Source organism: Flavivirga algicola, from assembly GCF_012910715.1.
GTDB classification, from domain to species: domain Bacteria; phylum Bacteroidota; class Bacteroidia; order Flavobacteriales; family Flavobacteriaceae; genus Flavivirga; species Flavivirga algicola.
In genome coordinates this window covers 1-14,657 of record NZ_JABBHF010000005.1, presented here as the reverse complement: position 1 = coordinate 14,657, position 14,657 = coordinate 1, and the positions used below count along the sequence as shown (strand labels likewise).

The following is a 14,657-nucleotide window of genomic DNA, read 5'->3' as shown; positions in this document are numbered from 1 at the left end:
TGCCAAAATTTAATCTTACTTTTAAAATCGAAACTAATTAACATTTAAACCAATGAAACATGTAAGCATCTTGGTTCCTAAATCTAATACCATTCTAAGCAGTGTTGTTGGGCCTTATAAAATTTTTAAAAGTGTGAATGACTTCGTTATTCAAACCGGAAAAAGTCAACAGCCTTTCTTTGATATAAACCTTGTTGGTATTGATAAAGATACGGTTCTATACGATGGTGCTTTTTCAATACATTGCGATGCTACCATCCACGATATTCCCAAAACCGACCTTATCATTATTGCAGCGGTCAAGCCCGAATGGATTGCTGAAGGTATAACTGCCAATAATGCTTTCATTCCGTGGATAAAACAGCAACACACGCAACATAATGCCGAAGTGGCAAGCTTATGCCTTGGTGCTTTTTTATTGGCTGAAACTGGCTTATTAGACCATAAACAATGTACCACACACTGGGCAGGGATCGATTTATTCCGACAGATGTATCCTCAAATCCATGTACTACCAGAAAAAATAGTTACCGATCAAGAAGGTATTTATTCCAGTGGTGGTGCCTATTCATTTTTAAATCTAATCTTGCATTTGGTTTACAAATATTGCGGACAAGAAGCTGCTGTTTACGTCTCTAAACTCTTCGAAATAGATATTAGCAGGGATAATCAAAACCAATTTGCCATTTTTAAGGGTCAAAAAGAACATAGCGACACCCTGATACAAAGAGCACAATTATTTATAGAAAACAATGTCTCCGAAAAAGTCTCGGTAGAACAACTATCAGGTATGTTAGCGGTGAGTCAGCGTAATTTTATAAGGCGATTTAAAAAAGCCACAGCCAATACACCATTGGAATATATTCAACGCGTAAAAGTTGAAGCAGCCAAAAATGCTTTGGAATCTACACAGAACACGGTTAATGAAGTTATGTTTTCTGTCGGCTACTCAGACACTAAAGCATTTAGATCTTTATTTAAAAGGTTTACAGGTTTAACGCCTGTAGCCTATAAAAATAAATATAACCGAGAACTGGTTAGTTTTTAATTCACAGAAGCAGCACAAAACAAACTTTCAATAATTATTGAAAGTTTAGAAATTTTTTATATCTTTGCTGTATGGAATACCAAGAAGCAAAAGATAAATTTATAAGCACCTGGGGGAGCTTAGGCTCATTATGGGGTATAAATAAAGCCATGGCCCAAATACAATCGCTTCTTTTCATTTCCACAAAACCATTATCCATGGAAGAGATCATGGATGAGCTAAAAATTTCACGTGGCAATACCAGTATGAATTTGAGGCAGCTCATGGATTGGGGCATCGTTACAAAAGAACTTATTCCTGGTGAACGAAAAGAGTTTTTTACTACAGAAAAAGATGTACAGGAATTGGCAAGGCATATTGCTAAAGAACGAAGTAGGAGAGAAATAAAACCTGTAATTAAAACACTAAAGGAAGTTAGCTCTATAAAAGACGATGGGACAGAAAAAACCAAAGAGCTTATAAAACAAACCAAAGCACTGCATGATTTAGCAGAAACAGCAGATGCTATGATGAACAAGATTGTAAACCAGGAACAAAACTGGATAACTAAATCTTTACTCAAACTTATTAAATAAAAAAATTTACAATAAACTTTCAAATATTTCTGAAAGTTTTAAATATTTGAAATATGAAATATTTATACCTCACAAACAAATGGCTCGTAATAATTAACGTTTTACTTTTTATTATACCTTTTTTCGGCTTAATGTTCTTAACTATATTGGGTTCTGCTCAATTAATAATGGCTTTTATAATCACTTGTAATTTGCAAAAACTTAATCAAAGTGGAAAAACACAATTTATAATTTATTCTATCACCACTGCCATTGTTCTGTTTATAATATCCAGCACTAATGGATTCTCATCTTCAGCATACTTTGTTTTATGTATACTTTTGGCATTCCTTCATTTAAACATAACATACTTACTTTACAAATCTGAAAAATCATGAAAATCCAAAACATATTTATGTCAGGTAATTGGGAGGATCTGATTATGACGACTTTCGAAATTGATAAGCATGTTATACAGTCCTATCTTCCAAAAGATACTGAGCTAGATTTATACAAAGGCAAAGCTTTAATGAGTATGGTAGCTTTTACCTTTTCTAAGGTTAATTTTTTTGGATTTAAAATCCCCATGCATCAACATTTTGGACAAATAAATTTTCGTTTCTACGTAAAATCTAAAATTGATGGAACCAAGGGTGTCGTTTTTATTAAGGAATTTGCTCCCAAACCAATAATAGCATTGATAGCTAATCTATTTTATAATGAACCTTATTTTTTTAAATCAATTACTATAAACAAGCTCGTTAGAAATAATACAATAAAATTAGAATATAAATATAAGAGGGCAAAAACGGCTGTTATTGGTATTATTAAAACTCATAAACTAATCCCCAATACACTTGAACAATTTGTAGTAGACAGAAATATCGCCTTTGTTAAGAACAACTTTAATAAAACATTTCAATATAAAATATTTCACAAACCATGGGAGCTTTATGAAATACAACATTCAAATTTTGATAGTAAAATATTAAAATTGCTTCCTCTAAAGTTTAAAAATATAAAACACATTTCCACATGTTTTGTTAATGGTTCTTCTATTCATGTGCAAAAAGGTATTCCACAATAGGACAACTCATTTTATCAAGCATTAAAAAAGTCATTTTTTTATCTTATTTTTGAAATTCTAAAAACAATCGCATAGATAATGCCCAATCATCAAATTAATCCTAACCAATGGATCGATTTATATTCCGATTACCTGTACAACTACACCATTACCCGTGTTAGTGATAGAGAAATTGCACAAGATTTAGTACAAGACACCTTCTTGGCTGGTTTAAAATCTATGAAAAACTTTAAAGGAGAAGCGAGCGAACGTACATGGCTTATCTCTATTTTAAAACGAAAAATCATAGATCACTACCGCAAAATAAATTCAAACAAGGGAAAAGCAGAAGTACGCATTAGCTATAATGACGATTCTGAGACCGAAGGTGATTGGTTAGAAGAACGTGTTGCAGATCCTTTTGACAAAACAGCAGAAGATACTATGCAAAATAGTGAACTTGGTGATGCCATTCATAACTGTTTAGGAAAATTACCAGAAAAACAAGCGGATGTTTTTAAAATGAAAACTATTCAAGGCTTCGAAACCGAAGTAATTTGTAATGAATTAAATATTACTGCGTCTAACCTTTGGGTAATCATTCACAGAGCACGAACAGCTATGGCAGATTGCTTAAAAGAAAATTGGTTTTGATTATGAGTAAAATTAAGGTTTTTATCCCTTGTGATGATGCAAATCATGTATGCGATAAAACACAATATAAAGAGGCAACCCTATGGGAGAAGATAAAACTCAATATACATTTAATATATTGTAGAGCCTGTAGAGAATACACAAAAAACAATACAAAACTTACTAAAGCCATAAAAAAATCTGAAGTTGAATGTCTTGATAAAAAATGCAAGGAGACTATGAAACTAGACTTTGAAAAGGCTTTGAAAGAACATTCCAATTAATAGAATAGTAACAGTAGTATAAGCCATATAATTGGTATGCTCTCCACCCAAAAAGCACTATAACTTTTTCCTTGTTCCACTTTAGAAAAAACTAAAAACAATAGGGTTATACATGTAATTGTCATTAAAATAATTACTTGCACCATGCCTGTCTCTCTTTTAAAAAAATCTAGAAAAAAGAACACCGCAAGCAATATCCCTCCTATTATTTTTGTTTGTTTGACCCCTATTTTTTGAGGAATCGTTGAGAGCTTTAAACTATCGTACCTCAAATCCCTAATTTCAAAAGGCAACATTAAAACCATTATGAAGAGATATCTTTGAATTGCTGTTATCATAACATCGGTACCGATATGATAATTATTATTTATTAGAGGAAGTAATACAGTCACTCCAGACCAAATCAAGGCTATTAAGTAAATTTTTAGTCCGCCTATACTCCTTAAATTATGTTGCTTATCCAAAAAAAAACGTTTTGGTAAAAAAGGAATGGCATATAAAAATGTAATAACAGCAAAACCAACAACACAAATTAAGGTTTTAGTATTTAATTTAAACGTATAATAACACATAAAAAGAAAGCTAAAAAGAGAAAACACTTGAATCAATTTTAGCCAATTTGTCAAGCTTCTATGATGAAATTTTGCGATCCCAAAATACTTAACAAAATTGTACCCAGTGAGAGTTGCATAAAACACAAAGTAGAGGATATTTTCGTCATAAGGTATTTCAAACTCCATAAGTGTTATCCATGTCAATGAAAATACCGATAAGGCAACGTGTATACTACTGTTTAAATAGAAATTAAAAAGCTGCTTTATAAATTTCATAATGTAAAAATAATCAAAGTGTTGATAACGCCTCAAAAAGGTTAAAAACTTTCCATTTTATGCAATAAAACACATTAAATATTATGTATTTTTGCGAATTATATAATTAATTCCACTTTAATGAATACAAACGCTTTTGCTTTGCGTCACATTGGCCCTACGGAAAACGACCAAAACCTCATGCTTGAAACCCTTGGTGTTGATTCTTTAGATCAATTGATATATGAAACAATTCCAGATGATATTCGCTTAAAAAATGGGCTAAACTTAGAAGCCCCAATGACTGAGCATGAATATCTACTACACATTCATGAGTTATCCAAAAAAAATAAAGCTTATAAAACATATATTGGGTTGGGGTATCACCCAACCGTTCTACCAGCTGTTATTCAAAGAAATATTCTTGAGAATCCAGGTTGGTATACCGCTTATACACCATATCAAGCTGAAATTTCTCAAGGGAGACTTGAAGCACTATTAAATTTTCAAACCATGGTTATAGACCTAACAGGTATGGAAATTGCAAATGCATCACTTCTTGATGAAAGTACGGCTGCTGCAGAAGCTATGAGTTTATTATTTGCAGTTCGAGAACGTAGTCAGAAAAAATCTGGAGTTAATAAATTCTTTGTTTCAGAGAATGTTCTGCCTCAAACGCTATCCTTATTACAAACCCGAGCGACTCCAATTGGTATAGAACTTGTTATTGGTGATGAAGACACTTTCAATTTTTCATCAGATTTTTTCGGAGCCATATTACAATATCCAGGGAAAGATGGTCAAATAACCGATATTAAAACGTTTATAGCCAAGGCGAATGAAGCTCAGATTAAAGTTGCCATAGCTGCGGATATACTCAGTTTAATAAAATTGGAAGCTCCTGGAAAATTTGGAGCAGATGTTGTTGTTGGTACCACGCAACGTTTTGGTATCCCTATGGGCTATGGAGGACCTCATGCTGCATTTTTTGCAACTAAAGAAGCTTACAAACGTGATTTACCAGGCAGAATTATTGGTGTTACTAAAGACAAAAACGGTCATAGAGCCTTGCGCATGGCCCTACAAACACGCGAACAACATATAAAAAGGGATAAAGCAACCTCTAATATCTGTACAGCTCAAGTGTTATTAGCTGTTATGGCAAGCATGTATGCAGTGTACCATGGCCCAAAAGGTTTAAAATTTATTGCTAATAAGGTTCATAATAAAGCTTCTGAATTGGCAAATGCTTTGGATAAATTAGGGTACAATCAAATTAATACATCATACTTTGACACTCTTCAAATAAAAACGAAGTCAAAAAAAATAAAAGAAATTGCCAAAGAGAAAAAAGTAAATTTATATTATCCTGACAAAGAAACAGTCATTATAGCCATTAATGAGACAACCTCGATTAGAGATATTAACTATTTAATTTCTGTTTTTGCTGAAGCTGCCAAAAAAGAAACTATTACGATCTCGGCTATTAATAAGGCAAATAATGTTTCAGAATCTATGCAAAGAACCTCCGATTTCTTAGCATCAGATGTTTTTAACAAATACCATTCTGAAACTGAATTAATGCGTTATATAAAACTTCTTGAACGCAAAGATCTGGCATTGAATCATTCTATGATTTCTTTAGGGTCTTGTACCATGAAATTGAATGCTGCTTCGGAAATGTTACCGCTAAGCTGGTTTAAGTGGGGTAATATCCATCCTTTTGCACCTTTAAAACAAGCTAAGGGTTACTTAACCGTTTTAAAAGAACTTGAAGATCAATTAACAGAAATAACTGGCTTCGCAGCCACTTCATTACAGCCAAATTCTGGAGCACAAGGTGAATTTGCTGGACTTATGGTTATTAAAGCATATCATGAATCTCGTGGTGACCATCATAGAAATATATGTTTAATTCCTTCATCTGCACATGGCACCAACCCTGCCAGTGCCGTTATGGCTGGCATGAAAGTTATCGTAACAAAATCGACAGCAGAAGGGAACATTGATGTGGATGATCTACGTGAAAAAGCTGAATTACATAAAGATCATTTATCCGCTTTAATGGTAACATATCCTTCTACTCATGGTGTTTATGAGTCGGCTATTAAAGAAATTACTCAAATTATTCATGATAATGGCGGGCAAGTTTACATGGACGGCGCCAACATGAATGCCCAGGTAGGGTTAACAAACCCAGGGAATATAGGAGCCGATGTATGTCATTTAAATTTACATAAAACCTTTGCCATTCCTCATGGTGGTGGTGGCCCAGGAGTTGGTCCTATTTGTGTTGCAAAACAACTTGTACCGTTTTTACCTGGAAACCCTATAATTAAAACTGGTGGAAAAAAGGCCATCACAGCTATTTCGGCTGCTCCTTTTGGATCGGCATTGGCTTGTTTAATATCATATGGTTATATAAAAATGTTAGGGGCTGAAGGTTTAAGAGCGTCTACAAAAATTGCCATTTTGAACGCTAATTATATCAAGCATCGCTTAGAAGGCAGTTTTGATACCTTATATTCGGGTGAGCGTGGACGTGCCGCACATGAAATGATCGTAGATTGCCGACCATTTAAAGCAAATGGTATTGAAGTTACAGATATTGCAAAACGCTTAATGGATTACGGTTTTCATGCACCAACCGTATCTTTTCCTGTAGCCGGTACTTTAATGATTGAGCCTACAGAAAGTGAAAGCAAAGCAGAAATTGACAGGTTTTGTGACGCCATGATTTCCATTAGAAAAGAAATAGACAGTGCTTCTAAAGACGATGATAATAATATTTTAAAGAATGCGCCACATACGTTAGACATGATTACATCGGATGAATGGTATTTTCCGTACACTCGAGAAGCCGCAGCCTTTCCTTTAAAATATGTTAGGGATAATAAATTTTGGCCTAGCGTAAGACGTGTTGATGATGCTTATGGAGACAGAAATTTAATATGTTCCTGCACACCTATTGAGGCTTATGTAGAAGCATAAATAGCCTTTGAACATCGTAAATAAAAACAAAACAAAATTTGCCTTTAATTAGAAACAAGTATATTGCTATTTGTATAATAAACTAATTAAAGGCTTTTTTATGAACATAAAAATAACTGGTACAGGAAGCTATATTCCATCTAAGGTTGAAAAAAATACCGACTTTCATAACCATACATTTTTAAATAATGATGGTTCATCTATAAATGCACCAAATGAAGTCATAGTTGAGAAATTTAAAGCGATAACAGGTATAGCCGAACGTCGTTATGCTAAAGAACATTTAAGTGCTTCAGATTTAGGTTTTTTTGCTGCTGAAAAAGCCATAGAAGATGCAAAAATAGATCCCGAAACCATAGATTATATTATAGTGGCTCATAATTTTGGAGATGTAAGGCATAATACCACCCAAAGTGATATCCTCCCTTCCTTAGCCTCAAGAATTAAGCATAGTTTACGTATAAAAAACCCTAAATGTGTCGCTTACGACATCCTATTTGGTTGCCCAGGTTGGGTAGAAGGTGTTATTCAAGCCAAGGCTTTTATAAAAGCTGAAATGGCAGAACGTTGTTTGGTTATCGGATCTGAAACTTTATCTAGGGTTGTCGATAAACACGACAGGGATTCCATGATTTTTTCTGATGGTGCTGGTGCTACTATCGTAGAAGCTTCCAATGAAGATGGTGGGGTTTTGGCACATGAAACAGCTAGTTTCACCTATGACGAAGCCTATTATTTATTCTTTGGGAAGTCAAATAATCAAGAGCTACCAAAAGATACACGGTATATAAAAATGGACGGACGTAAAATTTACGAATTTGCGCTCATCAATGTTCCAAAAGCCATGAAGACTTGTTTAGATAATAGCGGTATTGACATAAAAGATGTAAAAAAAATATTCATCCACCAAGCTAATGAAAAAATGGATGAAGCTATTTTAAAACGTTTTTACAGACTTTACAGAACAGAAATCCCTGAAAACATTATGCCTATGAGTATTCAAAATTTAGGGAATAGTTCTGTAGCTACCATTCCTACTCTTTTTGATTTGGTAAAAAACAATAAATTGAAAAATCATAGCTTAACAAAAGGTGATGTTGTTATATTTGCAAGTGTTGGTGCTGGCATGCACATTAATGCCATTGTATACAAATATTAATAATGTACGAGAAAAACTATCCGAACAAACGTTTTAAGCTGACTCTCCAATTTTTAAAAAAACACATTTCGAATTCTGAAACTATTTTAGATTTGGGTGTTGTAAATCCGTTTACAAAAATCATGCAAGAAAACGGATATTCAGTTGAAAACACTCTTGGAGAAGATATCGATTTAAATACTTCTACTATTGAAAATTCAAATTCGGATGTAGTCACGGCTTTTGAGATTTTTGAGCATTTATTATCGCCATTCACCGTTTTACAATCGATAAAAGCAGATAAATTAGTAGCGAGTATCCCACTTAGATTATGGTTCTCTTCGGCTTATAGAAGTAAAACAGATATGTTGGACAGGCATTACCATGAGTTTGAAGATTGGCAATTCGATTGGTTGTTGGAAAAAGCTGGCTGGAAAATTATAGACAGTAAAAAATGGACGCATCCTGTAAAAAAAATAGGGATAAGGCCTATTTTACGCTGGTTCACACCTAGGTACTATATCGTGTATGCAGAAAGAATCTGATTCGTTATTATTAGTAATATATTAAAATCAATCCTTCCATCCTTACTTCAACATAAATGCTACTTGCCTATAATTGTTGACCGCCCCTATGAATTCAAATTGCCATTTATTATTAGTACATTTTTTAAATATTTCAAACGCCTCAAATTCATGATCGCGACTCGAAAACTCATCAAATATGAGAATGTCATTTGTTTTAAGCTTTGGGAATATTTGAAACAGCACAAAAAGTGTCGAAGAGAACAAGTCTGCATCTAAGTGGTATACACATTGTTCATTAAATTCACTGTCTAATAATGCTTTATAAACAGAATCCTGAAACCATCCTTTCACAAAACTTACCCGACTATCATTGATATCTGGAAAGTTTCCTTTCTGATCAAAATGCCCTTCTTTTTTGTTTTCCCAACTCTCTGGAAGCCCTTCAAAAGAATCAAAACCAACAAAGCGTGATGTTTCAACTTTGTTAGTTAAAGACCATTTTTTAATCATATCACCACCTGCAACGCCAAACTCATAATAAAAAATAGGCTTATTCTTTAACTCCTCTAAAAGTTTGTCATGAAGTTGAAACCTGTTTTTATATGCGGTTGATTTATTATAATAATCGTTGATTTTACCTTTGTTTCTGTTTTCGTCTATAAAGGCAACAAACTCCGTGTATTTAAAAACTACATGAAAGGGCTTGCATATCGTTTTTAAAAATTTATATAATTTCGTTTTTGACAAAAAGGGGTGAAGTGGCATATTATTTACTTTCGATTACCGTTATTATTTTATCGTTGTGTATGTCTCTGTCCTGACTAAATTTAAGCTCCCTAAAATCATCTTCTTTTTGTATGATTTCAAATCCGAAATCATTAAAAACCTGTGCAGAGAATTTATTTTTTTCCGTGTGATTGTAAGTAACCCAAAAATCACCTAATTTAAGATAATGTTCTAAAATATGAGTTAAAAAAGCGTGCTCTACCCTTTTACTCTGGATACGACAACTAAACATCAAATCAATGAGTCGGTTTTCTGATTTTTTTATTATACCAAACCCAATAATTCCATAGTCGCCAAATAGGTCACTACATCTCAATATATAAGCAGAAAGATCTGTATTATTATAAACTTCAGAAATATCATCCTTAGTATATCGATTGCCCGAAAAATTCATTTGGTTGGTTCTTTGAGTGAGCTCATAAACTCTTTCAAAGTGCTCTTTTTTCAACGATTCAATTTCCAGTTCAATATTACAAGTATGAAGAAAATCAAAATATTCGCCTTCATAATCATCAGACAACTTTTTTCTTTTAGCTTCATTAGCGTAAAATGTCTTTCGTTTAACACTTTCACTAGTCATCGGAATTTGAAGTGCTTCCATATCTGGTATCGTTTGGTAATGAACGGCATCCATTAACCTCACCTGAGGAAGTGTCATTTCTATTTCCTTTCTCTCAAATTCGGAATCATCAATAAACAAAAACGTATTAATATTAATATTAAGATCTAACGCTATCTCTTTGAGACTTTTGCTTTTAGGAAGCCATGAAATCTTAGGGTAGAGAAAAAAATCATTAATACCAAAATGTTTTAATGCCTCCATAGCCGTATCATAATTGTTTTTACTTGCTATAGAGTTTATAATTCCTCTTTCTTCCACATACTTTAAAATATCTTTAATGCCTTCTTTAAGCTTAAGCCTTTCAATACCGTCTTCAACCAACGTACCACTCCACATCGTATTATCTAAATCCCAAACGATACATTTAATTTTTTTGGCCGCCTGATTAGCTTGTTTATAATTTCTTAATTGCACAAATTCGGTGGTTCCAAAGTATAGAGGGATGTCACTATTAATAGCTTCAGGAATAAGATTAATACGGTAAGGCATCTCCATTTTTACTCTTTTTGCAATCTCATCAAATGGAATTATTTCCTTATTATACCCTGGTTTCAACTCAATTCGGTATTGAAAAGGGATTTTACTGTATTTTTGGTCGTCATTTCGAATCACCAGCCCCAAAGGTATCATCTGTTCGGAAGGGTTATAAATTTCGAGCAAAAAGCCATCAGGCGTTTTTGTGCCTTTATTTTGATCACTAATTATTTTATTTTTTTTCTGACTATATCGCTTTTTAATTAGTTTTTTTCTGATAAATTTTGGAGGTATTAGATGTATGAACCTAGCCAGTTTCAATTCTCTTTCTTCTAGGTCTTCAATTTCACGGCAGTCGTACAACTCATTATTGCCTTGAGTTGCCAATACGCCCCACTTTTTAAACTGAATTTTCAGTATTTGAGAACTTTTGTGTATCTTATAAGGTGGAATCACTCTTTCTATACCTTCAACAAATCGCTGACACTTACCATCAATTCTAGGCGCATATAAATCACAGGTTTCAAAGCATGAAGGCATGGCACATTCAGTACAATGTTCAGTCCAATGAAGCATACTTCTAGACTTTATACTACCGTAAGTCTCTGAAAATTTTTTCCAAATCTCCTGAGGTAGATTTCCTTGCGTGGCTTTAATATATACTTCTGATTCGTACATCTTGTTTTAGGCGTCTTGAACCAAAATAAACACATTATTTAGAACAACAACCCACATCTCTTTTTTTATAAATCGCTTTGGATATTTTTTATCTTGTAAAGATAAACGAAGTCTTTTTATTGATGTCTGTTTTAATAATATTTTTAAACCATTTGAATTGTTTCAAGCAAGAAACCTGAACCTTTAATTTCTTTTAATATGATATCTTCCTATGGCTTTATTAAAATATTTATAAAGGTTTTCTTCAATAATTCTTTTTTCTGTTAGCTTGGTTGGGTTTTCAAGTGAAAATCGCTGAATTATTCGTGCGTCCATATCCTTCTTTATGCCCGAATTCCCAAAAATTCTTATATTATCATCGTATTCCAATAACGCTTCTATTAATTTTTTTGAAATAGATCGGTCTGAAAAAGGAAACGAGAAAAAGGAGTAATCTATATTGAAATGATTTTTTAACCAATCTATAGAATTAATTATTTCTGCCTTTTGTTCTTCATATGACAATTGAACAAGAGGCGGGTGCAACATGGTATGGCCACCAAAGTAAAACCCATCGTCTATCATTTCTTGAATCTGTGCTTTTGTAATATATGGTTTATGTTTTTTTAAATAGTCTTCTATATTTATGTTTAAAAGATTTAAAACATCATTAATCTTTCCTCTTTCTGTAAATTTAATACTTGTGAATTTTTGCTTAAACTCTTCTACACTATGATAAGAAAAAGAAAAAATGTTGCTTATTTTATCTAAGGTGGACTTATCAAAATTTTGACTTTTCAAACTAGAGATTATGATGCTTATATAGTGTTTATACAACCCCTCCTTATTATCAACAAAACTCGGATTTATAAAAAATATAGCCTTAATATTCTTTTTTTTTAGAATAGGGTAAATCTCGGTATATACTTCTTGCAAACCATCATCGAAAGAAAGTAAAAAACTATTTTCTTCAATGCTTCTTTCCAATAAATTTTTCGGATCTAAAGATTTATAATTACTGCTCAGAATATTAATATCGCTTAAAAATTGCTCTTTATTTTTAAATGAATATAAATTTTCGATATGGGTTACTGGGTTATCTTTTATGATGTGATAATATGGAAATATACTCTGCTTTTTAAATACTGGCAATAGTCTTTTATTGGAGATTTTATATAAAATATCTTTTACAATTCCCATAATGCTTAAATTAAAAGCCTGATTTTAATAATTAATAACTTGAATGAAGCAAAGTTATTTCTTTTTTAACAACGAAGCGTTATCTACAAGCTTTTTCGTGATGGTATAAATATTATACTCTTAATATTATATTATTTACACAGAAAGAGTTTAACTTTGAATAAACAAACTTCCATTTTGAATTTTTATATCATTATTCCCGCCCATAACGAACAAAACTCTATAGGACTCACAATAGATTCGTTGGCCAAACAAACGCTATCTCCTAAGCGTTTAGTGGTTGTAAATGATAACTCAACAGATAAAACCCAAGATATTGTTGAGGCTTATGCTGAAAAATATCCTTGGATTTCTTTAGTAAATTCCAAATCGTCTAATGAGCATTTGCCTGGCTCTAAAATCATTAATGCTTTTTACAAAGGTTATGAAACTCTAGATGATAATTATGATGTGATCTGTAAATTTGATGCCGATTTAATTTTTCCGAATACTTACTTAGAAAAACTATCTAATCATTATAAAACTAATGAAAAACTAGGCATGGTTTCTGGTTTTTGTTATATAGAAAAGGATGATGGCTGGGTATTAGAAAACTTAACGAGAAAGGATCATATTCGTGGTGCATTAAAAGCTTATAGAAAAGCGTGTTTTCTTCAAATTGGAAAACTCAAACCATCCATGGGTTGGGATACAGTAGATGAGTTATTGGCTAAATTTTATAATTGGGAACTTTTAACTGATGCATCTTTAAAAGTAAAGCATTTAAAACCAACAGGTATTAGTTACAATAAAGCTTCAAAATATCTACAGGGTGAAGCCATGTACAAAATGCGATACGGATTCATTATCACCTTGATTTCTGCTATAAAATTGGCTTATAAAAAGGGAAGTCTTACTTTATTTAAAAATTATATGTCTGGCTATTTTAGGGCTAAAAAAAGTAAAATTCCCTATTTAGTATCAGAACAAGAAGGTCTATTTATTCGTAATTTACGTTGGAAAGGCATAAAAAACATCTTATCCCTAAAAAGCAAAAGAAGCTAACCGCTTTTAAGCTAGCTCCTTTCACATGGGGTCAACACAACTTATGGACTTTATTCCACAAGTAATCTTTTTACTGTTTTTATAGAATTATCTTTATTTGTGATACTAACCAGGTAAAGTCCTTGAGGTAACGAACTAACATTCACATTAATGGTTTTATTATGTTTAGCCAAATTAACAGATTTATTAATAACCTCTCGACTAGAGAAATTATAAATCTTAACCGTAACATCCTCGTCTTCAACTCCTGACAGATCAATCTTCAAATTATTTCTAGCGGGATTTGGATGCATAGAAATTTTAGCAGATTTACTTTTATGATGATTCGCATAATTAATCAAATCGCAAACAGCACTATCTGATGGAAATCTAAAAACAGGTATTGGATTCGATAAATCATAACAACCCGATAAATCAGTAAACGCATTATTGCCCTCTTCTGCTCCATATATGGTGTTAAAACTCAAATGCCAGATTAAACAAACTCCAGGCCCAGCACCATCAAAATTAACAGCATCTGGTGATGGTGGTAAGCCAAGAATATTACCCTCCACGTCTGTAACGACCCATTGAGAACTATATCCTTCATTGTTATGCAATTTTATTCCTGTTGCAAAATCATCATTACCATCACCTTCGCAGAACAAGTATAACCCACCTGCTTTAATATAGCCGCCATTAACATCACACACAGGTTCAACCTTATCATTTCTAATAACTTCGATGGGATTCGACAGGCTATAGCAACCTACCAGGTCGGAGGCGTTCTTTCCTGTTTCTGCCCCTTCCAGATCGCCATCAAAGCTCAAGTGCCATACCAAACA

The 14,657-nt window shown here is 32.8% G+C and carries 14 protein-coding genes; 9 read left to right on the top strand and 5 right to left on the bottom strand.

Annotated elements, in window-relative coordinates; genetic code table 11:
- The first annotated feature begins 52 nt into the window (after positions 1-52).
- From HHX25_RS09520 to HHX25_RS09500, 5 genes are all read left to right on the top strand, one after another.
- Positions 53-1,048 carry a GlxA family transcriptional regulator gene (locus tag HHX25_RS09520; RefSeq protein WP_169672540.1) on the top strand — a complete coding sequence of 332 codons (996 nt, stop codon included), beginning with the start codon at positions 53-55 and terminating at the stop codon, positions 1,046-1,048.
- A 71-nt stretch (positions 1,049-1,119) separates the two neighbouring features.
- Positions 1,120-1,623: a GbsR/MarR family transcriptional regulator gene (locus HHX25_RS09515; RefSeq protein ID WP_169672538.1), complete on the top strand. Its 504-nt coding sequence runs from the start codon at positions 1,120-1,122 to the stop codon at positions 1,621-1,623.
- Between the two features lie 373 nt (positions 1,624-1,996).
- Positions 1,997-2,689 (top strand): DUF2071 domain-containing protein, encoded by a 693-nt coding sequence (locus HHX25_RS09510; protein WP_169672536.1) that lies wholly within the window; start codon positions 1,997-1,999, stop codon positions 2,687-2,689.
- Positions 2,690-2,767: 78 nt separating this feature from the next.
- On the top strand, positions 2,768-3,322 hold the full coding sequence (locus HHX25_RS09505) for a sigma-70 family RNA polymerase sigma factor (RefSeq protein ID WP_169672534.1): 555 nt from the start codon (positions 2,768-2,770) through the stop codon (positions 3,320-3,322).
- 2 nt (positions 3,323-3,324) lie between these two features.
- Positions 3,325-3,585 (top strand): hypothetical protein, encoded by a 261-nt coding sequence (locus HHX25_RS09500; RefSeq protein WP_169672532.1) that lies wholly within the window; start codon positions 3,325-3,327, stop codon positions 3,583-3,585.
- Here the strand turns inward: HHX25_RS09500 and HHX25_RS09495 are convergent.
- On the bottom strand, positions 3,582-4,415 hold the full coding sequence (locus tag HHX25_RS09495) for a UbiA prenyltransferase family protein (protein ID WP_169672530.1): 834 nt from the start codon (positions 4,413-4,415) through the stop codon (positions 3,582-3,584). The genes HHX25_RS09500 and HHX25_RS09495 overlap by 4 nt on opposite strands.
- Before the next feature lie 120 nt (positions 4,416-4,535).
- On the opposite strand from HHX25_RS09495, the gene gcvP reads away from it, so the two are divergent.
- The 3 genes from gcvP to HHX25_RS09480 all read left to right on the top strand — a co-directional run bounded on the left by gcvP (position 4,536) and on the right by HHX25_RS09480 (position 9,068).
- Positions 4,536-7,385: an aminomethyl-transferring glycine dehydrogenase gene (gcvP, locus tag HHX25_RS09490; RefSeq protein ID WP_169672528.1), complete on the top strand. Its 2,850-nt coding sequence runs from the start codon at positions 4,536-4,538 to the stop codon at positions 7,383-7,385.
- 100 nt (positions 7,386-7,485) lie between these two features.
- Entirely contained in the window at positions 7,486-8,544 is a 1,059-nt protein-coding gene (locus tag HHX25_RS09485) for a 3-oxoacyl-ACP synthase III family protein (protein WP_169672526.1), read from the top strand.
- Between the two features lie 2 nt (positions 8,545-8,546).
- Positions 8,547-9,068 (top strand): methyltransferase domain-containing protein, encoded by a 522-nt coding sequence (locus HHX25_RS09480; protein ID WP_169672524.1) that lies wholly within the window; start codon positions 8,547-8,549, stop codon positions 9,066-9,068.
- Between the two features lie 42 nt (positions 9,069-9,110).
- On the opposite strand, the gene HHX25_RS09475 is transcribed toward HHX25_RS09480, so the two are convergent.
- The 3 genes from HHX25_RS09475 to HHX25_RS09465 form a co-directional block, all read right to left on the bottom strand.
- On the bottom strand, positions 9,111-9,815 hold the full coding sequence (locus HHX25_RS09475; RefSeq protein ID WP_169672522.1) for a TylF/MycF/NovP-related O-methyltransferase: 705 nt from the start codon (positions 9,813-9,815) through the stop codon (positions 9,111-9,113).
- A 1-nt stretch (position 9,816) separates the two neighbouring features.
- Complete coding sequence (locus HHX25_RS09470) at positions 9,817-11,610, bottom strand: HAD-IIIC family phosphatase (protein WP_169672520.1); 1,794 nt, start codon at positions 11,608-11,610, stop codon at positions 9,817-9,819.
- Between the two features lie 183 nt (positions 11,611-11,793).
- Positions 11,794-12,789 (bottom strand): polysaccharide deacetylase family protein, encoded by a 996-nt coding sequence (locus tag HHX25_RS09465; protein WP_169672518.1) that lies wholly within the window; start codon positions 12,787-12,789, stop codon positions 11,794-11,796.
- Between the two features lie 177 nt (positions 12,790-12,966).
- Here HHX25_RS09465 and HHX25_RS09460 point away from each other — a divergent pair, with 177 nt between their 5' ends.
- On the top strand, positions 12,967-13,833 hold the full coding sequence (locus HHX25_RS09460; RefSeq protein WP_169673133.1) for a glycosyltransferase family 2 protein: 867 nt from the start codon (positions 12,967-12,969) through the stop codon (positions 13,831-13,833).
- A gap of 50 nt (positions 13,834-13,883) precedes the next feature.
- On the opposite strand, the gene HHX25_RS09455 is transcribed toward HHX25_RS09460, so the two are convergent.
- On the bottom strand, positions 13,884-14,657 hold a 774-nt coding region (locus HHX25_RS09455; RefSeq protein ID WP_169672516.1), incomplete at its 5' end, for a T9SS type A sorting domain-containing protein.

What these genes read in the sequence shown, in the direction of transcription:
- HHX25_RS09470 (WP_169672520.1), bottom strand. Translation starts at nt 11,610, where the DNA reads ATGTACGAATCAGAAGTATATATTAAAGCCACGCAAGGAAATCTACCT.
- HHX25_RS09505 (WP_169672534.1), top strand. Translation starts at nt 2,768, where the DNA reads ATGCCCAATCATCAAATTAATCCTAACCAATGGATCGATTTATATTCC.
- HHX25_RS09495 (WP_169672530.1), bottom strand. Translation starts at nt 4,415, where the DNA reads ATGAAATTTATAAAGCAGCTTTTTAATTTCTATTTAAACAGTAGTATA.
- HHX25_RS09475 (WP_169672522.1), bottom strand. Translation starts at nt 9,815, where the DNA reads ATGCCACTTCACCCCTTTTTGTCAAAAACGAAATTATATAAATTTTTA.
- HHX25_RS09510 (WP_169672536.1), top strand. Translation starts at nt 1,997, where the DNA reads ATGAAAATCCAAAACATATTTATGTCAGGTAATTGGGAGGATCTGATT.
- HHX25_RS09480 (WP_169672524.1), top strand. Translation starts at nt 8,547, where the DNA reads ATGTACGAGAAAAACTATCCGAACAAACGTTTTAAGCTGACTCTCCAA.
- HHX25_RS09500 (WP_169672532.1), top strand. Translation starts at nt 3,325, where the DNA reads ATGAGTAAAATTAAGGTTTTTATCCCTTGTGATGATGCAAATCATGTA.
- HHX25_RS09485 (WP_169672526.1), top strand. Translation starts at nt 7,486, where the DNA reads ATGAACATAAAAATAACTGGTACAGGAAGCTATATTCCATCTAAGGTT.
- gcvP (WP_169672528.1), top strand. Translation starts at nt 4,536, where the DNA reads ATGAATACAAACGCTTTTGCTTTGCGTCACATTGGCCCTACGGAAAAC.
- HHX25_RS09465 (WP_169672518.1), bottom strand. Translation starts at nt 12,789, where the DNA reads ATGGGAATTGTAAAAGATATTTTATATAAAATCTCCAATAAAAGACTA.
- HHX25_RS09515 (WP_169672538.1), top strand. Translation starts at nt 1,120, where the DNA reads ATGGAATACCAAGAAGCAAAAGATAAATTTATAAGCACCTGGGGGAGC.
- HHX25_RS09520 (WP_169672540.1), top strand. Translation starts at nt 53, where the DNA reads ATGAAACATGTAAGCATCTTGGTTCCTAAATCTAATACCATTCTAAGC.